At 44.4% G+C, this 19,712-nt stretch carries 17 protein-coding genes; 6 read left to right on the top strand and 11 right to left on the bottom strand.

What is annotated here, in order from left to right:
- Positions 1-15 precede the first annotated feature (15 nt).
- Positions 16-816 (top strand): undecaprenyl-diphosphate phosphatase, encoded by an 801-nt coding sequence (locus tag L5M51_RS13925; RefSeq protein WP_173246178.1) that lies wholly within the window; start codon positions 16-18, stop codon positions 814-816.
- A 118-nt stretch (positions 817-934) separates the two neighbouring features.
- Positions 935-1,777 carry a putative RNA methyltransferase gene (locus tag L5M51_RS13920; protein WP_263146042.1) on the top strand — a complete coding sequence of 281 codons (843 nt, stop codon included), beginning with the start codon at positions 935-937 and terminating at the stop codon, positions 1,775-1,777.
- 623 nt (positions 1,778-2,400) lie between these two features.
- On the opposite strand, the gene L5M51_RS13915 is transcribed toward L5M51_RS13920, so the two are convergent.
- Both L5M51_RS13915 and L5M51_RS13910 read right to left on the bottom strand, forming a co-directional pair.
- Positions 2,401-2,667, bottom strand: a complete 267-nt coding sequence (locus tag L5M51_RS13915) for an Lpp/OprI family alanine-zipper lipoprotein (RefSeq protein ID WP_006080732.1) — start codon at positions 2,665-2,667, stop codon at positions 2,401-2,403.
- 233 nt (positions 2,668-2,900) lie between these two features.
- A complete protein-coding gene (locus L5M51_RS13910) occupies positions 2,901-4,151 on the bottom strand; it encodes a multifunctional CCA addition/repair protein (RefSeq protein ID WP_263146043.1) in 1,251 nt (416 codons plus the stop codon).
- 178 nt (positions 4,152-4,329) lie between these two features.
- Between L5M51_RS13910 and L5M51_RS13905 the strand changes: the two genes are divergently transcribed.
- Both L5M51_RS13905 and L5M51_RS13900 read left to right on the top strand, forming a co-directional pair.
- Positions 4,330-6,003, top strand: coding sequence for an ExeA family protein (locus tag L5M51_RS13905; protein WP_028760861.1), 1,674 nt, complete (start codon positions 4,330-4,332; stop codon positions 6,001-6,003).
- Positions 6,003-7,091 carry a general secretion pathway protein GspB gene (locus L5M51_RS13900; RefSeq protein WP_263146044.1) on the top strand — a complete coding sequence of 363 codons (1,089 nt, stop codon included), beginning with the start codon at positions 6,003-6,005 and terminating at the stop codon, positions 7,089-7,091. The genes L5M51_RS13905 and L5M51_RS13900 overlap by 1 nt, the downstream gene beginning before the upstream one ends.
- A gap of 107 nt (positions 7,092-7,198) precedes the next feature.
- Here L5M51_RS13900 and nhaD read toward each other — a convergent pair whose 3' ends face one another.
- From nhaD to L5M51_RS13880, 4 genes are all read right to left on the bottom strand, one after another.
- Positions 7,199-8,446 (bottom strand): sodium:proton antiporter NhaD, encoded by a 1,248-nt coding sequence (gene nhaD / locus L5M51_RS13895; protein WP_028760859.1) that lies wholly within the window; start codon positions 8,444-8,446, stop codon positions 7,199-7,201.
- Between the two features lie 799 nt (positions 8,447-9,245).
- Positions 9,246-10,538, bottom strand: coding sequence for a glutamate-1-semialdehyde 2,1-aminomutase (gene hemL, locus L5M51_RS13890; RefSeq protein WP_263173322.1), 1,293 nt, complete (start codon positions 10,536-10,538; stop codon positions 9,246-9,248).
- A gap of 26 nt (positions 10,539-10,564) precedes the next feature.
- Positions 10,565-11,584 carry an aspartate carbamoyltransferase gene (locus L5M51_RS13885; RefSeq protein WP_006080739.1) on the bottom strand — a complete coding sequence of 340 codons (1,020 nt, stop codon included), beginning with the start codon at positions 11,582-11,584 and terminating at the stop codon, positions 10,565-10,567.
- A 276-nt stretch (positions 11,585-11,860) separates the two neighbouring features.
- Positions 11,861-13,585, bottom strand: a complete 1,725-nt coding sequence (locus L5M51_RS13880) for a chloride channel protein (RefSeq protein ID WP_263173321.1) — start codon at positions 13,583-13,585, stop codon at positions 11,861-11,863.
- A 74-nt stretch (positions 13,586-13,659) separates the two neighbouring features.
- Here L5M51_RS13880 and L5M51_RS13875 point away from each other — a divergent pair, with 74 nt between their 5' ends.
- Together L5M51_RS13875 and erpA are read left to right on the top strand one after the other, a co-directional pair.
- Positions 13,660-14,463, top strand: coding sequence for a DUF6776 family protein (locus L5M51_RS13875; RefSeq protein ID WP_028760855.1), 804 nt, complete (start codon positions 13,660-13,662; stop codon positions 14,461-14,463).
- A complete protein-coding gene (gene erpA / locus L5M51_RS13870; protein WP_006080742.1) occupies positions 14,456-14,806 on the top strand; it encodes an iron-sulfur cluster insertion protein ErpA in 351 nt (116 codons plus the stop codon). Before L5M51_RS13875 ends, erpA begins: the two co-directional genes overlap by 8 nt.
- A 116-nt stretch (positions 14,807-14,922) precedes the next feature.
- On the opposite strand, the gene L5M51_RS13865 is transcribed toward erpA, so the two are convergent.
- From L5M51_RS13865 to L5M51_RS13845, 5 genes are all read right to left on the bottom strand, one after another.
- Positions 14,923-15,372 (bottom strand): hypothetical protein, encoded by a 450-nt coding sequence (locus tag L5M51_RS13865; protein WP_028760854.1) that lies wholly within the window; start codon positions 15,370-15,372, stop codon positions 14,923-14,925.
- Between the two features lie 25 nt (positions 15,373-15,397).
- On the bottom strand, positions 15,398-15,778 hold the full coding sequence (locus L5M51_RS13860) for a DUF2750 domain-containing protein (RefSeq protein WP_028760853.1): 381 nt from the start codon (positions 15,776-15,778) through the stop codon (positions 15,398-15,400).
- A gap of 164 nt (positions 15,779-15,942) precedes the next feature.
- Positions 15,943-16,638: an aquaporin Z gene (gene aqpZ, locus L5M51_RS13855; protein WP_263173320.1), complete on the bottom strand. Its 696-nt coding sequence runs from the start codon at positions 16,636-16,638 to the stop codon at positions 15,943-15,945.
- Between the two features lie 434 nt (positions 16,639-17,072).
- Positions 17,073-18,182, bottom strand: coding sequence for an anhydro-N-acetylmuramic acid kinase (locus L5M51_RS13850; protein WP_028760851.1), 1,110 nt, complete (start codon positions 18,180-18,182; stop codon positions 17,073-17,075).
- 20 nt (positions 18,183-18,202) lie between these two features.
- Positions 18,203-19,609: a peptidoglycan DD-metalloendopeptidase family protein gene (locus L5M51_RS13845; RefSeq protein WP_263160841.1), complete on the bottom strand. Its 1,407-nt coding sequence runs from the start codon at positions 19,607-19,609 to the stop codon at positions 18,203-18,205.
- Positions 19,610-19,712 lie beyond the last annotated feature (103 nt).

Here is a 19,712-nt window from a genome sequence, read left to right as displayed (position 1 = left end):
ATTGATAGGATTGTCATGGATACGTTTCAGGTCATTATTTTAGCGCTTATTCAAGGGCTAACTGAGTTTTTGCCTATTTCTAGTTCTGCCCACTTAATTCTGCCTGCTCAGCTTTTAGGCTGGGAAGATCAAGGTTTGTCATTCGACGTGGCGGTGAATACGGGGTCGTTATTTGCTGTGGTGATTTATTTTAGACACGAGTTATGGACTATGTTTAATGCTTGGGTTGCAAGCATCTTTAAAGGTCAGCAATCCGAAGACAGCAAGTTGGCATGGTGGATTATTCTGGCGACGTTACCCGCTGTATTTTTTGGTTTTATGGCTAAGGATTTTATTGCAACTCACCTGCGTAATACAGAGGTTATCGCGGTCACGACAGTCGTTTTTGGTTTATTATTGTGGTGGGCTGATAAGATGTCGCGCCGCGATTTAACAATCTATCAGACTGGATGGCGCAAAGCCTTGTTAATTGGTTTCGCCCAGGCGCTTGCTTTAATCCCTGGAACTTCACGTTCTGGCGCCACTATGACAGCGGCGCTAATGTTAGGTTTGAGTCGAGATGCTGCGGCTCGCTTTTCATTCTTAATGTCAGTGCCTGTGAGCTTAGGTGCGGCAATTTTAGTGGGTAAAGATTTGGCGGAAAGCGCGCTGCCAATTGATTATCAAGCATTGATCTTAGGCACTTTGATTTCCTTTGTTGCAGCTTATGCATGTATTCATTATTTCTTGAAAATCATCAGCCGCATGGGAATGACCCCGTTTGTTATTTACCGTTTGGCACTGGGTGCTGTGCTGTGTGGATTTATTTTTTTGTAGTCATTCCAGCTTAGTCATCATAGTGAAATTATGAATAATAGAATCGGGTCAAGTACCCGATTTTTGTTTTTGGAGCTTCCTCATTTTTCTGAAGCTTAACTTATTTTTGGAGCTTTATATGGGTCTCGAATATCAGTGTCCAACCTGCGGACTTGCGTTAAAACAACACAAAGCCTCCCAAGGTTTTTATTGTGCAAATAAGCATCACTTTGATCGAAATGAGCAAGGTTATTGGGTTTTTACTAAACCACAACGCCAAAAGCCGACAGGGGATTCGCGCGAGCAAGTTAGGGCTAAGCGTTTTCTTCTCGAATCAGGCATCTTTTCGCCTTTAATCGATAAACTGGCTGAGTTAATCACGGGCTCTATCAAGCCTGACGCTTGTTTATTGGATTATGAATGCGCTGAGGGCTTCTATTTGCGTGCTTTAGCTTCCAAGTTGGCAGAGGTCGAAAATCCGCGAAACGTCCAGTACGTGGGTGTAGCGGACGCAGAAAATGCTATTTTTGCTGCAGCAAAAGCGCAGACTCCTGGGATCTTGTGTTTAAGCTCTTCTAAAAAATTACCCTTTGCCGATAATTGTGTGGATTTTATTACTGTTATTGATAGGCCGTTAAAGGGAAAAGAGTCTGTCAGGGTATTGAAAGATGATGGGACCATGTTACTGGTTATGCCTGGGCCACGACATCTATGGCAACTCAGAGAATATATTTATTCCGACTTGGCTGAAAAACCTTTCCAAGTGAATTTACCCTCAGCATTATTGGTAAAAGAAACTCAGTCACTGCGCTTTACTTTATCAGTTACAGGTGAACAGGCATTAACGTTATTGGATATGGCACCCTATGCGTGGCGTGCAACTGACAAGATGAAACACGATATTCAAGCTAATCATTTTGAGTCGCTAGAAATTGACTATGTATTAGTCTTAGCACATAAACGCGTGAGTGAATCGCTATAGGTTAAAACTTGCAGTCGATGCGGTTAATTTTAAAACAATTCATAGGCTTAGCTAGATGGTTTTTTGATGTTTTAAAAGGCGATATTACTCAAGTCTATGATTCTGTTTGACGTTTTTATGTTATTTTTATGTTGGATAGGCTGAAGGTGTTATTATTTTTAACTTTAGGCCTATTTGTTCAGTGACAAATACAACCTTCTTATTGCCTTTGTTTCCCATATAGCCTCGATTTTTTTATCTATAGCTGTGCTTTAAATTAATAGCTTTCATTTCCCATGAATACATTTTTTATGATAATGAGGCTGATTGTTAGGGATGCTTAAAAAACGCAAACGAGAAGTTTAGATTAATAACGCGACTTTATTTAAAAGAGGGATAGCACTCATTTATACAGAAGTATGCCAAGGCTAACTTTTAGGGGGGGAGGTAGGCGAATCGCCTTTAACATACCTTTGGAAGTTTAAAATCAATTTAGCGATTTTGTATTGCCGCATTCGCTATTCTTTGCATGGCAATCTTGAATTGTAGGTATAAAAAAAGGCTTAGATTGATGTGCTTATCGCTTTCATCTTTCTTAAGCCTTTTGTCTTAACTTACTAAATAGTAAGCTAAATTACCTTTCATTACTTCTTGTAACGAGAAGCAACGTTGTCTAAACGGTCGTTTGCGCGTTTAGCTTCTGCTTGTGCGTCCATAGATGCTGCTTTTGCATCTTTAACGTCTGCAGACAGTTTGCTTTGCTCTGATTTCAGAGAACCAACATCAGCTGACAATTGATCAACTTTGTTGCCCAGAGTTGCAACGCTTTCTTCCAGAGCAGTAGTGTTCGCGCAACCACCTAGTAGGGCAGTCATTGCTAAACCAGCAATCATCAGTACTTTTTTGTTCATTGTAAAAAATCCCTTAAAATAGGTTGGATTTGAATGTTTCGTTACTTTGTAAGCGAAACTGCCTAATTATGACATAGCTATTTTAATTTGCTACGAATATTAATGTGTTTAACCACTATAGGCATATAAATTTTTTTTAAAAGCTTTTTTTCTATGTGATATCGACATTTCTAATCGTAAAAAGGGGCATTATTCACCATGCAGTGATGCACGACTTACAAATCCTTTACAAATTACTGGTTATCCATCGGCAGTTTTGTTTGCATTTTTTGTTTAAACTGACAGACGGCTTCAACTCGATGTAAATTTACGGCTTGTTTTATCTCTGCGCCTTGGAAACCAGTGGCAATGATGGCGGCAATATCGACATTATTGGCGACAGTGAAGCACTGAGTTAAATACTCTCCCTGAGGATATGGGATGTTTTCAAATCCTGTGCGGCCGCGCATATCTGCGGTGCAAGCTAATATAAGTTGCGTTAAGCGCTCTGGTTTACGCCAAAAGTCAGCTTTATCGAATATTTTAACGATAGTTTCGGCTCTGAGCTCGAATGCCTGATGGACGTTCTGATGTTGGTCGCTGACGAGTAACGCCAGATCGCGTGCCTCATTCGGTACTCGTAAACGGGTACAGAGTGCTTTTATGAGTGGCAAGCCTTTCTGGCCGTGGCCGTGATGCTTTGGTAAATGCTCTTTTGGGCTCAGTGCTTTGCCCAAATCATGTACTAGGGCGGCAAACCGAACGCTTTTATCTCCAGTGAGCAGTGCGGCTTGAGCGAGCACCATTAAGGTATGCACGCCAGTATCTATTTCAGGATGCCATTTTTCAGGTTGAGGTATGCCAAATAAGGCGTGAATTTCAGGGAATAGGACTTCGAGTGCGCCACATTGGTGAAGTACCTCAAAAAAGACCTCTGGGTGAGGTCCGCCTAAACTTTTATCAACCTCTTGCCAAACTCGCTCCGCCGTTAAAGCGCTAAGCTCATCGCTTGCGCTAATTTGACGCATCAGTGCCAGGGTTTCTGCGGCAATTTGAAATCCTAAGGCATGAAACCTTGCGGCAAAGCGGGCGACGCGTAACACTCGCAGTGGATCTTCAACGAAAGCATCCGACACATGGCGTAACAGGCGCGCGTTAATATCCTCAATACCATTAAAAGGATCATATAAGTTGCCCTTTTCATCTTGGGCGATCGCATTGATGGTTAGATCTCGGCGCAACAAATCTTGTTCTAAAGTCACATCAGGGCTGGCGTGGCAGCTAAAACCACCATAACCCAGACCAATTTTTCGTTCGGTTCGGGCTAAAGCATATTCTTGTTGATTTTTGGGGTGTAGAAATACGGGGAAATCTTTACCCACTTGGCGGTAACCCTGTTGCAGCATTTGTTCTGGTGTTGCTCCAACGACGAGGTAATCTTTATCTTTAATGGGAAGATTGAGCAGGCTGTCACGTACAGCACCGCCGACGAGATATATTTTCACAGGCAAGATTCGGCTAATGTGTCATGAACATAGCTTATCACGCTCATTAAGATGATGGATAAAGTCGTCGCGAGATATTTGCGCACTTATCTGTCACATTGATGTTGCAGATATTTTGACAATAACATTGGGACGCTTTAACGTGGGGCGTTATTTTTAAATTAGGATGATTGGTGGTATGTACAAGGCCTTTTACGGACTCAGCGATAACCCTTTTTCAATTGCACCCAATCCCCATTATTTATTTCTGAGTGATAGGCACAGAGAGGCGTTAGCCCATTTAACCTATGGGTTAGGGGAAACGGGCGGCTTTGTGTTGTTAACAGGGGAAGTCGGTACGGGTAAAACAACAGTATCTCGTTGTTTACTTGGGCAATTGCCCGACAATACCGATACTGCTTTTATCCTTAATCCGTCGTTAACTGAGCTTGAATTACTCGCAACGCTTTGTGATGAGCTTAAGATTTCCTACGGCGATAATCCTACACTCAAGCAATTGACTGATCACTTGAGCCGTTTTTTATTGGCGAATCACAGCAAAGGTCGTAATACCGTGCTCATTATCGATGAAGCACAGCATTTACGTCCTGAGGTGCTGGAGCAATTGCGTCTTCTGACTAATTTGGAGACGGACACTAAGAAGTTACTGCAGGTGATTTTAATCGGTCAGCCGGAATTACAGCTGTTATTGAAGCGCCAAGAATTGCGTCAGTTAGCCCAGCGGATCACGGCTCGTTATCATTTATTGCCGCTCAATGAAGATGAAATCGCCCTCTATGTGCTGCATCGTTTGCAAGTGGCAGGGCGGTTTGAGCCTTTATTCACCCGTAAAGCCGTTAACGTTTTGCAGAAATACAGTGGCGGCATTCCTCGATTAATTAACCTCTTATGTGAACGTTCACTGATGGCAGGCTATGCACAATCGCGGGTGCCCATAGATCATCATATGGTGCGGCAAGCTGCGGCTGAAGTATTAGGTGAAGAAGAACCGACTCAAAATAGATATCTGTGGCCGACAGCAACCGCTGCGGCGTTATGTGTTGCGTTTGGTGTGTCTTATTGGTTATTTACTGATAAGTCAGTCAATACGGTGCCAGCGTCCAATTTGGTTTCTGAGTCTGTGCCAACTAATGTGGCGTCATTAAATGCTCAAACCTTGGGTGGTGAAGGCGTTGTTGATAAGTCAGTAAAACCGACTAATCAACCAAGCGGTCAGACTTCCATTCCCGATCCTAATCAACGTCTGTTAAACGAGGCGATTAATCAGAGTCGCAATATCGATACTGCTTTTGCAGGTTTATTTAGCGTGTGGGGCAAAGTGCCCTATAAAGGCTTGACGGCTTGCCAATCGGCGGTTGAGCAAGGATTAGCTTGCTATCAACAGCAGGGTAACTGGATGTCACTGACTCGGCTTAATTATCCGGCTGTCGTGTATTTGGTTGATGACAAGCAACAAGATTTTTATGGTGCAGTGCTTGCGGTAGAGGGGGAACAATTACTGATGCAACTGGGTGAGCAACAACTTTGGGTTGATAGAGCTTGGTTTAATCAACATTTCAGTGGCACCTTCGAAATATTATGGCAAGCACCTAATTTGCCTATGATGGATATCAGTCAAAAATCGAGTCCTGGTCAATTACAGTGGTTAGAGAATGCGTTAGCCCATGTGAATGGTCGTAGCCCCCGTCGGGTTAATCAATTTGATGTGCAATTGGAAAATGATCTTAAAACCTTCCAAAGTCAGCATGGATTAAAAGCCGATGGTATTGCAGGGAATCAAACATTAGTGAGATTAAATTTGTATTTAAGTCAGCAAGGCCCAAGGTTAACTGATGATGGGGCGCGGAGCTGATGTCCATTTTACTCGATGCCGTAACCCGCAACAAACAACAGCAACAATCACCGTTACCTGATGCTGTGATGACGCCAAGGGCTAATTATCCACAGCCTCGTAAATCGGGTGTGCCGATAGGAAAACTGTCTATATTAGTCGTTGCAGTTGCCGCTGGAATTGGTGTGGCTTGGGGATTAAGCGTTTGGGATAAAACTCGACTTCCCCAAAGTGATACTGTGGCAGTGGCTAACGTACTACCATCAACTTCATCATTACCAGCTTCGACTGGGATTAAAAATGAGCTTCAGTCTACCGCGGTAGGATCTGACTCTGAGCTCCAAGTTGAGCCCAGTGCTGCTTCAGGTGTTCGGCTTGCTGGGAAAGTGGCGCTTCCTCGGACGCAGACTTTACCCGAGCTAACGGTATCGCCACAATTTCAGGCAGAGACTGTAGTATCAAATGCGCCTCAAATGAATGCTAGCGCGAATATAACGACCAATTCTGTTGGCATGCCGGCTCAAAGTGATAGCAATTCGGGTTTTAGTGATTCAAGCTACGCAGATTATATGTCGACGTCAGCCCAAGTCGATGCGGCAAGTCAGGAAGAGGTTGTGTCAGCAGCAGAGACGCAAGCACAGCAGCCTATGATGTTAGGTGCTAATGCCAATGAGTCGGGTCTAGCGAGTCTCGAAGCCCTGCGTCAGCAAGTCAGTGCCGCGGCGGAAGATGTCGGTTTAGAGACCAATAAAAGTCGCGATGAAGATAAGTTAGTGGCTTCCTTTCAAAATGCATTAAAGGATGTGGAATATGTTAATGCTGCAGAGACGAATGTCACTGAAGCTAAATTAGATCCGATCCCCAAAACTGCTGTGGATGAAATTCCGAAATACGGCCAATTACCTGCAGGTCTGCAATTACAAGTGCCTGAATTTAATATCGTTGCTCATGTTTATTCCAGCGACCCTGCCCAGAGATGGCTGAATGTAGACGGTGCTGAGTTACAAGAAGGGGATATGATTGCTGGTAAGCTGAAAATCATCTCTATTCGTCCAAGGGACATAGTGTTAGATATTCAAGGAACCCAGTTTAAGGTGCCCGCAATCTAATCAGGTATTACGATAAGTCATGCTAGCGGTTATTTGTGGTAACAATAAATAAGTAGTTGATAAAAAAGGCGCACTAGGCGCCTTTTTTGATCTTAGTGAATCTCAACTTAATCAAACAGTCTGTTGGCTAAGAATAGGGTCAGTGCGTAACCGACGCTGTAGCAGAGGAAAAGTGCAGGAACATATTTCAAGTAGCTCACAAAAGTCAGTTCTTTCACTTTGCTCATGGCTACAATACCTGATGCTGAACCGATAATCAGCAGTGAACCACCGACTCCGACGCTGTAAGTCAAGCCAAGCCATTCAGGAGTACTCAGTACTGGATTGGCTTTTAACAATGCCGCCGTTAGCGGTACGTTATCAATTAAGGCTGAGCCCATACCAGTGACGAAGTTAGAGATGTTTGGATTAAACTGAGTATAAGCTTCAGTCAACATGTCTAAGGTGCCAATTTCTTTAAGCATACCAACGAGCAGTAAAATACCTAAGAAGAACAACAGGGTGTCGTATTCAACTTGGCGAATATACTCTAGGATCTTGATTTCTTCTTTATCACTGCGCGTGGTATGGCCAATCAGGAACATAATTGATAGACCCGTTAAGAAGGTTAACACTGGCGGGATACCAAACAATATGTTGAGTAGCATGGTCATTAAAATGGTGCAGAAGAAGACGAGGGCAATCAATACATCAACGGTTTGATAAGTATGTTTGATTGGCGTCGTGCTCACAACACCTTCGGCTTTGAGTGAGAATAGGGTTGCCAGTAAAATCACGCTGACGGCTGAAGGGATAAACAACATCAATAGTTCAGACATATGCACATGCCCAGCTAAGAAGATCATTAGTGTCGTCACATCACCAGTGATCAGGGCCACACCGCCTGAGTTCACCGCGAAGATAATCAACACTGCCATTCTACGGCGCATTTGCTTATCGAGTTTAAAGGTGGTTAATAAACCTAAAGACACTAAAGTCGCGGTGACGTTATCACAAAATGCTGAGAGCACGAGTGCAAACAGGGCGACTTGGATCATTAACATACGCACTGATACTTTCTGCGGAAACAGCTTTTGCACCATGATTTGGATCATACCCTTAGCATTCAAATATGCTACGAAGGTCATGGTCGACATCAGAAAGAGCCAAAGTGTGGCAATCTCGAGCAAATTTTCATTGAGCTGATGGGCAACGATTTTCTCATTAGCCGGTTCCCCTGCAGCCATAAACAGCGCTACCCAAGAGATACAACCAAAGAATAAGGTGGTTTTTGCTTTATTAAGGTGGGTCACTTCTTCGAAAATAATACTGAGCAATGCGAGCACGGCCAGTAAGATGAGAAAGGTATTTAACATAACTGCAATTCCAACTGCTGTTTTGATGTCGTAGGGCGACTTGAGTCAACCTAAAGATTGGGCATATCAAGGCTAAATTAAGCTAGCCGAGTTAGCGCGTGCGGATCAGAACATAATGGGCTAGAGAACGCAACTGTTAGCTGTAACTCAATTTAATGCTTCTTTGTGATGTCTATCTCATGCTTTTTGGTTGCCAATTAGTTTTATATATTGGTTTTTGTGATTATTGCAGCGTTATTAACTGTATTGTTTGATTTGATTACCGCGTTAAAAGTGAGATCTACGATTAAAGTCTAAGCAGTTAGTTTGCATATTCTTCAATTAATTTTTATTCAGGGCGATATTCCTGAATTGTCATGCCTATGTAGGCAGGCATTTTTAATGCTTACCTTTTGAATGAGTGCCCGCTCGGAAGTTGAGTGCTCTTAGCACTCAGTCCCGCAGAATTCTGCGTCTTGAGCTTGTTTGGGTATCAATACTGGATGTTGTGTTTTTGAAGTAGAGGAAAATGACATTTGTTATCTGGAGTCTTTTGCTTTTAGGCTCACTCGTTTGGTTAACGTATTGTGGCAAGCAGCTTATTGCGCTGGGCGTGATGGGTTGGCCTTAGCACGTTATTGAGCATATCCACTTGACCTTACAATTTATGGTAGCTGCGAAAATATTTAAATCGGCTTTAGGTTCTAAAAAGTCTGATCGTTATTAAAGTGACACAAAGCTAATTAAATCGAATAAAAGCAAAGGGACGCATTGGCGTCCCTTTGTTATGTTTAAACGGCTTAAATACTAAAGCTTAGGCTTAGCTTGCCGCTTTCATGCTCGCCAATACGCGATCTGCCGCTTCTAAGGTTAAGCGCATTTCTTCTTCGCCATGGGCCATTGATAGGAAGCCTGCTTCATAGGCACTTGGCGCTAAGTAAACACCTTCATTTAGCATGCCGTGGTAGAAAATACGGAACTGTTCGATATTGCATTGGGTCACTTGATCGAAACGAGTGATCTTGGGTTGTTCCGTGAAGAAGAAACCGAACATACCACCAACATAGTTGATCGCCATTGGAATACCGTGCTTATCCGCAGCCGCTTTAAAGCCTTCTGCAATACGTTTGGTTTTCGCGCTCAGTGCTTCGTACAGACCTTCTTCACACAGGGCTTCCATTTGTGCCAGACCCGCTGACATCGCAATGGGGTTACCCGATAACGTACCCGCTTGGTAAACCGGACCCGTAGGGGCGATAAATTGCATCACATCTTTACGGCCACCGAAAGCCCCCACTGGCATACCGCCACCAATCACTTTACCGAGTGTGGTTAAGTCTGGTGTGACGCCGTAGTAACCTTGAGCGCCACTTAGTGATACGCGAAAACCTGTCATCACTTCATCGATAATCAACAGCGCGCCAAACTCATCACACATATCACGCAGGCCTTGAAGGAAACCTGGGACAGGTGGAATACAGTTCATGTTGCCAGCAACGGGCTCGATGATGATGCAAGAAATCTCAGTTGGATACTGCTCGAACAGGGTTCTTACAGAATCTAAGTCGTTATACACAGCCGTTAAGGTGTGTTTGGCGAAATCTTCTGGAATACCTGGTGAGCTAGGTTGACCTAAAGTTAGTGCGCCAGAACCCGCTTTCACTAATAGGCAATCTGCGTGGCCGTGGTAACAACCTTCAAATTTTAAGATCTTGTCACGATTGGTAAAACCGCGTGCCAAACGGATAGCACTCATAGTGGCTTCTGTACCTGAACTCACCATGCGTACTTGCTCGATAGAAGGCACCATAGAGATGACTTTTTCGGCCATTTGCACTTCAAGCTCAGTTGGCGCACCAAAAGATAAGCCATTTTCTACCGCTGCTAATACCGCTGCACGGATTTTAGGGTGGTTGTGGCCGAGGATCATCGGGCCCCAAGAACCGACATAGTCGATATAAGCTTTACCATCGGCATCGTAAATATAAGCGCCGTTAGCTTTTTCAATAAACAGGGGCGAACCGCCTACACCATTAAATGCACGAACCGGAGAGTTAACGCCGCCGGGGATGGTTTTTTTAGCCTGTTCAAATAGCGCTTCGGAACGGGTCATGTTTAGTCCTTAAAGTCTGTAGCCAATTAGCGATCGGCTTTACGTGAATACCAATTAACCGGACACTCATATTTTTCGAGTTGATGATCAACGCCGAGTGTCAATGCAAACAAAGCCATGCGAATTAACAGCCCATTATCCGCCTGTCTGAAGATAGCAAGATTGGGATGGCTATTTAAATCATTATCTAACTCATTGGCTTGCGCCCGTGAATCCCTTGGAAGCGGGTGCATAATGACTGTGTTAGATTTGCAATGCTGAGTGTAAATACTGCGATTTAAGCGGAACTTGCCGCGATACTTATTTGCTTCTTCCTGTGAAGGGAAGCGTTCTTCTTGAATGCGAGTGAGATACAAAATATCTGCTTTATCTAAATGGCCTTCAAGTTGGTCGGTTATTTTGATGCTATGGCCAGCATTTTCAATGTCGGAGATCACATAATCAGGCATAGCTAATTCAGCAGGTGAAATCAGTGTGAAACTGATGTTCTTATACATGCAGAGTAAGCGCGACAGTGAATGCACAGTACGGCCAAATTTTAAGTCGCCGACCATAGCGATGTGCATGCCATCGATACCGCGGCCAGCACACTTGAGTTCTTTTTGGATAGTGTATAAGTCGAGCAAGGCTTGGGTCGGATGCTCGTTCGAACCATCGCCGCCGTTGATCACTGGGACGCGGCTGCCTTCAGCAAACTCTTTGACCGAGTAAGAGTCTGGATGGCGCATGGCAATGACATCAGAATAGGTGGATAACACCCGCGCCGTATCGTACAGGGATTCACCTTTAGATAAAGACGATGAAGCCATGCCTGTGGTTTCACGTACATGGCCGCCGAGCAAGTTAAAGGCACAACCAAAACTCACGCGGGTACGGGTACTAGGTTCGAAAAACAGGTTACCTAAAATGGCGCCATCGAGCACATTATTGCGCTTCTCTCGAAGTGCATAGGGCATCATGCGGCTAGCGACATTAAAAATAGTTTGGATTGAGTCAAGATCTAACTGGTTTACGGAGAGGATATGGGATCCTTCGAACTGATTCATCAGCCTGTTTTCCAATTTGCTAGGGGGCATTTTAAGCTGCGGTATCGCGCTTATCTGCCCTGATGTTATGTAGGGTGGCTGAGGCGCGATTGTAGCAGAAGCACAGGGGCAACGAAATAGCCACATTGCCACTGTGTTAGATTTTTGCGATGAAGCCCAAAGCTTTTAATCTGCCGCCTTAGGTTTGGCATCAAGGTTTGGCATCGATATTAGGTTTTGCATCACTATCAGATTTTAAATTGATATCAGGTTTTAAATTGATGTTATTAATTGGCATTAGGCTTGGCCTGAACGAATCTCCTGTTGTAGGTTCGACCAACTGATCACTCCAACCACATTGTCTGGTGTATCTTGATAGATAAACACCTCACCGCAGCGTTTGGGCGACAATAGTGAATAGACTTCATTGAGGGTGGTGCTGTCGCTTAGCCCTTGCATGGGATGGCGTGATAGCGTGGTACTGTCATCATAGGATTGCATTTCAAGACTAAGCATTTCGATAATGCCATCGGCATTGCGGACTAGCACAGGGCGACCTTCGGCGCGTTTTAGCACTTCGAGTAACAATTCATCGTTGTTATTGACGATAACAAAGCGTTTATCCATTAAGGCTCGTACGCCTTTTTTCTGCAGTGCTAAATTCACGGGGGCGACCTTATAACCTAGTCCCATAATGTCTAATTGCTTAAAGAAAATGGAGTCGGTCTTAAAACCCTGATAAGCAATTAAAAAAGCCGGAATTGTTACAAACATTGCCGGTAAAATAATGCTGGCGTCATTAGTCATTTCTAACAGGGCGACTAAGGCGGCCAGCGGCGCGCTTAAACACACGCCCATCATGGCTGTCATGCCGATTACAGTGTAAAGCCCTACATAAGGGGTGATGGAGGGGAATAAGATAGCGCTGATCAGCGCCAAAATCGCCCCGAGCAGCGCGCCGATACCATAAAGTGGACCAATCAAACCACCGGGTATACCTAAGCCAATCGCCGCAATAGTGGCGATGGTTTTGGCAAATAACAGGGCGATTAACAGCAATAGGCTTGGATGTTGGCTAATGGCTTCGCCAATGGCGAGATCGCCAGTACCAAGGGCTTGTGGCAATACTAGACCTATTAAGGTGGTGACGCTGCCCGCCAGTAATAGTCGGTAAATGAGTGGCCAGTTTTGACCCGTCGCGGTGACTTTTAATAGCGAGTAATTAAATAGTGCCGCGGCGCAGCCTAATACCACGCCGCCAATGGCGAGAATAGGGTAATGGTCTAAGGGAATGTGGATCACTTGAATACGGTCAAATTCGTGCACATTACCAAACACCAGTTGGCTTGAAACTGCGCCACAAATTGCTGATAGCATAATCGGGAAAAAGTAATGGATTTTATATTCACGTACTATCACTTCGAGTACAAAAATCACCGCCGCCAAGGGCGCGTTAAACGTTGCGGCAATCCCTGCTGCAATGCCACTGGCACACATGATGCGTACGCTATTATCGGGAAGATTGAATTTTTCAGCAAGAAAACTGGCGCTGACAGCACCCAGATGAATGGCAGGACCTTCACGGCCAACTGAGAAATTTGTGCCTAGGGCAAAGAGTGCTTGAAAAAATTGCCCAGCGGCGGATTGTAGGGGGATTTTACCATAATGCAGTTTAACTCTATGTAACACATAGGCTATTCCCATACGTTTGTAGCGTTTGGAGCCTAACTTCGCCACTATCCAAATTAATATTGCGCCTAAAAGGGGTAACAGGGCTCGCCAGTCGGCGACGTTCCCCGTAAAATCCATCGCCTGTATTTGGGTGTAATGATTGGCCCAAACGAGCAAGAGTCGAAACAGTAAGATCACGCAGGATGCAAAAATAGCAAATAACAGTGCCAGTATGCACAGCTGTGCACTGATGCGGGCTTGAGATAAATGGTCACGTAGCTCATTGGTTAAATACTTTTTGGCTGTGACTATGGCATGTTGGATAGCGACTTTATTTATCGTTAATTGCACTACATTGGCCTGAGTTGTATTGTATCGAACTCGTTCTTGAGTTGATTGTATTTTATATAAGGGGCTGTTACCTAATGCCAAATTATCATCGTTGGCTAGATCGGCTGCAAGTGATGGATCTCAAGTATCGTCCATCTTCAGTGTATTTATCGCTTTTAGTGTTAGTTTCTATTCTTTTTGGGGCTTGGATAAGTTTTCTGCTATTAAGTAGCGATGAGCCTGTTGTTAAGCATATCAGCAGCAAGACTCAACGCTTGACCGCTGAGTTAGAGGCACAGACCCAACTACTTGCAACCCGAAATTTAGAGCTGTCCGTCGAGCGCGAGGCTAATACCCAAATGCAAGACATGTTTGGCCAGCAAATGAAAAAGCAAAAAGAATTGGAACATGAGCTGGCGTTTTACCGCAGCATTATGACACCGGATGATAATGCTGAAGGTGTCGCTATTCACGGACTTGAAATGACGCGGGGCGCTTTGGCCGATGAATATCATCTCAAGTTGGTGTTGACTCAGTTGCAAAAGCGTAAGCAAGCTATTCAAGGTCGAACTGAATTGACGCTTATTGGTGTGCAAGATGGCAAATCTGTTAGCTTGAGTGTGAACAAACTCACGGGTTCTAAGTTGGAATTTGATTTTCGCTATTTTCAAGTCATAGATACCAAGGTCACTGTTCCTGCTGGCTTTAATTTACAACAAGTGAAAGTCAAAGTGCTGGTGCCTTCGAGCCGCTGGACTAAGAATTCGCAGACCGAACATGTCTATAGTGCCCCTGAGTTATTACAGGGTGAAAAAGAACCACGGGTAATACTTGAACAAAACAGTCAGGTAAAGGATAATTTGCCCCAGAAAACTGATGTAAGAGGTAGTAATGACTGATCAAGCTGATACAGCAATGCCAATCCAATTTACCGATGCGGCAGCCGCTAAGGTGAAAGGTTTGCTGGAAGAAGAGCAAAATCCTGCACTTAAGCTACGAGTCTATGTGACTGGTGGTGGTTGTTCTGGATTTCAGTACGGCTTTACCTTTGATGAAAAGGTCAATGACGGCGATTTTACGATAGAAAAACAAGGCGTTCTCTTGGTTGTCGATCCTATGAGCCTACAATATTTAGTCGGTGGTGAAGTGGATTACACTTCAGGACTGGAAGGTTCTCGCTTCTTCGTGAAAAACCCTAACGCAACCACAACCTGTGGCTGTGGTGCCAGTTTCTCTGTGTAAAAAAGTTTTTCTGTTTAATGATGACTAACTTTGCATCTTTTTAGGCGTAGATTGAGATCAAAAAAGCCGTCGTAATGACGGCTTTTTGTTGGGCTAAATTTATTTTCTACAAGAGCTTAGCTCATGATGTTCAGGTTAAGCTTAGGTTTAAACCATGCCTTTACCTTTTTATCAAAGGCTATCCAAACTTGCAGTAATGACAAGACGATCAAAGCGATAAAAATCACATAGTCTGGCAGTTTTCCCTGCCATTCACCTAAGTACACTGTCGTTGGACCTACCACTAAGTTGCCCGGATCGTACATGATCACTGGCAGCATGCTAATCAATCCAAGCTGCACGACTGTGTAGCCGCGCAGCATGATAAGCCCTGCTTTTTGCCGACCGATAATGGCAATCACCATCAGGAGGGTTAGCAGACAAAATAACACCCCTTGTTTAGCGATTAAGCCACTCACTGACGCAACAACATACACTAGCAATAGGGCAATGAGTCGTTTCGGAAAGTGCTGACTCAGGGCTGTACTTGCCTCTGGTGTCTGTATCGCTGATTTTTGCTCGCTCATAGGCATTCTCGTTTAGCGATAGCGATTAGTGGCTTTGCTTCGGCGCTAATCTTTGATCTAACTCATAAGGCGGGATTACCACACCTAAATCATCTAATACTGGGAATACGGCGACAAAGAGGTCGTCATCTTCCATGCCTGGCACCCATCTTTCGTGAAATTCGTCGAGTGGAATCGCTAACGTTTGACAATCACTCCATTCATCCACTGCCCAAGAATCAGCGGCTTCTTCGGTTGGCCACATTGGGATGCAATCTTCTTCTTCAGTGGTTAACATCACGCAACCGTCTTGGTCTTGTAATGTCCAAAGTATTTTGTGTTCTTTAACTTGTTCAACGAGGTAATCGTAACGGGCTTCTGGCGTCATTGCTGCTGTCTCAGCGAGGTTTTTAACAGTCTTGCTCATGAAAAATATCTCTTTTGCTTGAATAGGGCGAAGCCTGTTGTGTCTCTAATGTAAAAACCTAGGGCACAGCAAAATTCGCCAGTTGGCTAAATGGTAACATTAGAGCGGGATTAGAAAAAGAACAACAGCGCCAAGAGAGCGCTGTTGTGTTAGATCTTCGGCTTTTATTCTACCGAGCGGAAGTAACGATAGATAAAGCCCGCCAAAATGGCACCGGCAATCGGTGCTACCCAGAACAACCAGAGTTGTGATACCGCCCAGTCACCGACAAACAGTGCAGGGCCTGTGCTACGCGCTGGGTTTACTGAAGTATTGGACACAGGAATACTAATAAGGTGAATTAAGGTTAAACCTAACCCTATGGCAATTGGGGCAAATCCCTTAGGCGCTCGCTCATCGGTGGCGCCTAAAATAATAATCAAGAAGAACAGTGTCATAACGATTTCACAAATCATCACCGACAGCATGCTATAGCCACCCGGTGAGTGCTCACCAAAACCGTTAGAGGCAAATCCGCCCGCGAGTGAAAATCCCTCTTGTCCTGAAGCGATGAGATACAAGATGCCAGCGCCAACAATTCCACCCGCGACTTGGGCTACGATATAGGGCAATAATTCTGCTGCCGGAAAACGTCCCCCAGCCCAAAGGCCGAATGACACTGCAGGGTTGAGATGACAACCTGAAATATGGCCAATCGCAAAGGCCATGGTTAATACGGTTAATCCAAAAGCTAAAGCGACGCCGAGTAAGCCTATGCCCACCTCGGGAAATGCAGCGGCAAGTACCGCACTGCCACAACCTCCAAGGACTAACCACAAGGTGCCAAGAAATTCTGCCGCCATTTTTTGTGACATGTTCATTGTTTGATTTCCTATTCTTTTAAAGACGCTTGCTTGTTAATCAGTGCGTCTTTATTCCTAATTTACCTGCCTATTAACGGATCTTGTCTGAGTGAGCAAAATCGCGCTGTAGACACGAGTTCCCTTAAAACCAGTTTTTTATTGGACGCCTATGAGGCTATTCCTAAGTGTTTGAGCTGTTTAGAGCAATATCCTGTATCCGTTTTTACTATAGTGAGACTTGATTAAGCTTCAGTGACGAAACTTTTTTTACTCATGCTTCTGTCACTAAATGCTTCAGTAATTAAGAATAGATGGCTTTAAAATAGCTGCTGATTTTCTTGATAAATTTAGGCAGGAAGAGGGGAAAAGATTAGTTTGTCTTTTAAAGACAACAAGAGCTTTATGTAGAAGCTCTTGTTTAGGTTATCACTTTAGTATTTTGCGAAGGCCAATTACTTAGCGCTAAATCGTCCGCCGAGTACGGCTTCGCGGGAGGCGCCTGTTACTGCAGGGAGATTAGCGGGTAAACCTAAGTGATTGCGCATGGCGAGCCAGGCAAAGGCGATGCCTTCTGCCCACTTAGGATCGACGCCAAGGGCCGAGGTAGTATCCAGCTTATAACCTGGCAATAAGGCTGCAAGTCGCTGCATCAGTTGACCATTAAATGCACCGCCGCCACAGACGAATAATTCCCCTTCATTGGATAGTTTAATAATGTCTTGGGCTATGCTGTGGCAGGTTAAATCCAATAAAGTTGATTGAATATCTTCTTCATCTAAATGATTAAAGGGCGATAATTGCTGCTCTAACCAAGCTTGGTTAAACAGTTCGCGACCGGTGCTTTTAGGGTAAGCAAGGGAGAAATACGGATGCGAAAGTAGCTGAGTTAATAAGCTTTGATCAGTTTTTCCGGATGCAGCCCATTCGCCATTTTTATCGAAGGGTTCACTTTTAACCTGTTGCATCCAGGCATCAATTAAGGTGTTGCCTGGCCCTGTATCAAAACCTAAGACTTCTTCGCTATTGCCCGGCAGATAGGTGATATTAGCAATACCACCAATATTGAGGATGACACGTTTTTTACCGACTTGGGCAAAGGTTTGCTGGTGGAATGCGGGTACTAAGGGCGCGCCTTGCCCACCAAGGGCAATATCTTTGCGACGAAAATCGGCAATGACATCTATGCCTGTTTCGGTCGCAATAGTATTAGGATCGCCAATTTGTAAGGTAAAACCCACTTCGAGGTTTGGCATATGGCGCACGGTTTGACCATGGCTACCAATGGCGATGACATCTTCTTTCGCAATAGCACATTTAGCCATCAGATTATTGACTGCTAAGGCAAACAGCTGACCCACATTACGATCTAAACGGCCGAGGCGGTTAATTTCATCTGAGCTGGGTAAGCACAGGCGCTGTAGACCTTTGAGCAAATGGCTCGGAATAGCTTCGGTATGGCTGGCGATAAGTTGCGGCTGCGCGCCTGAAAAGTCGACCAATACCGCATCGACACCGTCCATGCTGGTGCCTGACATCAGTCCAATATAATAAGCGTTTTTCATTGGGAGGAATCCATCCGTCGTTATTGCATTGCCAATTGCGTTTGCTTGTTTTGCGAAAGTGTAGTCATCAATTGCTTGCTAAGTGCATCGAATTGATTTTTTTCTTTTCTCGCAATTGATTCGGATTTCGGTAGCGTAATCGTTCTCGGGTTGCGGTGTACGCCATTGACGATAAATTCGTAATGTAAATGAGCCCCTGTGACACGGCCTGTTTTACCTAAAGTACCAATAATTTGTCCTTGCTTAACGTTGGCGCCTTTGCTGACATTACGTTTTGTGAGGTGTAGATATTTGGTGGTATAGGTATCGTTATGTTTGATAAACACATAGTTACCGTTGAATTGATTATAACCAGACTCAATAACGCGTCCACTACCCGCAGCTTTAATGGGCGTGCCAATGGCTGCGACATAGTCTACACCGCGATGGGCTTTGACTTGGCCTGTCACTGGGTGCAAACGTCTTGGGTTAAAGTTGGAGCTGACATACTTAAAATCGACCGGTGAGCGCAGGAAGGCTTTACGCATGCTAGTGCCATTTTCGGAATAATAGTTACCGTCGGTATAGCGAATGGCAGTATAGCGTTCATCTTGGTTAACAAATTCTGCTGCTAAGATATTGCCATTACGCAAAAATTCACCATCGGCATATTCTTGCTCGTAAATAATGGCGAAGCTGTCGCCTTCGCGTAAGTCTAAGGCAAAGTCGATATCCCAGCCGAATACGGTCGATAATTGTAATATCTGGTTGGCAGACATGCCTGCATCGACGGCGGCATTCCAGAAATTGCTCTTAATTTTGGCACTGGTGAAATGGTTGCGGATTTCCACATCCTTTTCGGAGATTTTTTCGTTGTATTGCTCTTGGCTTTTAGTGATGACTAGGGTGGAAATAGCATCGACTCGATAACGCACTTCAGTCAAATTACCGTTTGCATCCTTTGAAATCACAATTTCTTCGCCCGGCATTATCTTAAGCAAGTTTTGCTTGGCTAAAGGCAACTGGGTGATTTCATAAACATCTTTGCTGGTTAAGCCAGCGCGATCAAATACCGCGGCTAAAGTATCACCATTTTTGACGTTAAAATGTTCGACATCTCTGTGAAGAGCGCTTTCGTGGGATCCTGCGGCTTGATTATTGGATCCACCTGCAGCGAGCGCATCGGGTGAGGATAACGGTTCAGCCGTTGTCGGAGCATTATCTGTTTGACCTTCTGGCAACTCAGGGCGTTCAGGCGAGCGAAAAGCTAAGGGCACATCATAACGGGTGTTGATTTGAGCTTGGTCATCAATGCTAGTGGTTTGTCTTGAAGCTTGCGCTTCTTCAGAAGGTAGAAGCATGGTTATCATTGTGATAACTGAAAGAATGCTAAGGAGAATTTGATGCTTTTTAGGCAACAATTTAAATAACGTTATAACCTTTCCCATTGACGCCGATACCAATAACCAGAGACTTAAATAATCCCGTTAGTGTACACACTTTCAATTGTGGTGGCTAACAAGTAACATAAGTCTCTTCATTTTATGATCA

The organism is Shewanella sp. SM73 (genome assembly GCF_025653795.1).
In the GTDB taxonomy this organism is placed as follows: domain Bacteria; phylum Pseudomonadota; class Gammaproteobacteria; order Enterobacterales; family Shewanellaceae; genus Shewanella; species Shewanella oncorhynchi.
The sequence above is the reverse complement of the archived record's forward strand: the minus strand, read 5'-3'. Positions and strand labels throughout refer to the sequence as shown.

Bases quoted from the DNA above. Each gene is read 5' to 3' on its own strand.
- L5M51_RS13865 (WP_028760854.1), bottom strand. From the start codon at position 15,372: ATGAGCGAGCAAAAATCAGCGATACAGACACCAGAGGCAAGTACAGCC.
- L5M51_RS13860 (WP_028760853.1), bottom strand. From the start codon at position 15,778: ATGAGCAAGACTGTTAAAAACCTCGCTGAGACAGCAGCAATGACGCCA.
- L5M51_RS13875 (WP_028760855.1), top strand. From the start codon at position 13,660: ATGCCAAATTATCATCGTTGGCTAGATCGGCTGCAAGTGATGGATCTC.
- L5M51_RS13925 (WP_173246178.1), top strand. From the start codon at position 16: ATGGATACGTTTCAGGTCATTATTTTAGCGCTTATTCAAGGGCTAACT.
- L5M51_RS13900 (WP_263146044.1), top strand. From the start codon at position 6,003: ATGTCCATTTTACTCGATGCCGTAACCCGCAACAAACAACAGCAACAA.
- L5M51_RS13845 (WP_263160841.1), bottom strand. From the start codon at position 19,609: ATGGGAAAGGTTATAACGTTATTTAAATTGTTGCCTAAAAAGCATCAA.
- aqpZ (WP_263173320.1), bottom strand. From the start codon at position 16,638: ATGAACATGTCACAAAAAATGGCGGCAGAATTTCTTGGCACCTTGTGG.
- L5M51_RS13920 (WP_263146042.1), top strand. From the start codon at position 935: ATGGGTCTCGAATATCAGTGTCCAACCTGCGGACTTGCGTTAAAACAA.
- L5M51_RS13850 (WP_028760851.1), bottom strand. From the start codon at position 18,182: ATGAAAAACGCTTATTATATTGGACTGATGTCAGGCACCAGCATGGAC.
- L5M51_RS13915 (WP_006080732.1), bottom strand. From the start codon at position 2,667: ATGAACAAAAAAGTACTGATGATTGCTGGTTTAGCAATGACTGCCCTA.
- erpA (WP_006080742.1), top strand. From the start codon at position 14,456: ATGACTGATCAAGCTGATACAGCAATGCCAATCCAATTTACCGATGCG.
- hemL (WP_263173322.1), bottom strand. From the start codon at position 10,538: ATGACCCGTTCCGAAGCGCTATTTGAACAGGCTAAAAAAACCATCCCC.
- L5M51_RS13885 (WP_006080739.1), bottom strand. From the start codon at position 11,584: ATGAATCAGTTCGAAGGATCCCATATCCTCTCCGTAAACCAGTTAGAT.
- L5M51_RS13905 (WP_028760861.1), top strand. From the start codon at position 4,330: ATGTACAAGGCCTTTTACGGACTCAGCGATAACCCTTTTTCAATTGCA.
- nhaD (WP_028760859.1), bottom strand. From the start codon at position 8,446: ATGTTAAATACCTTTCTCATCTTACTGGCCGTGCTCGCATTGCTCAGT.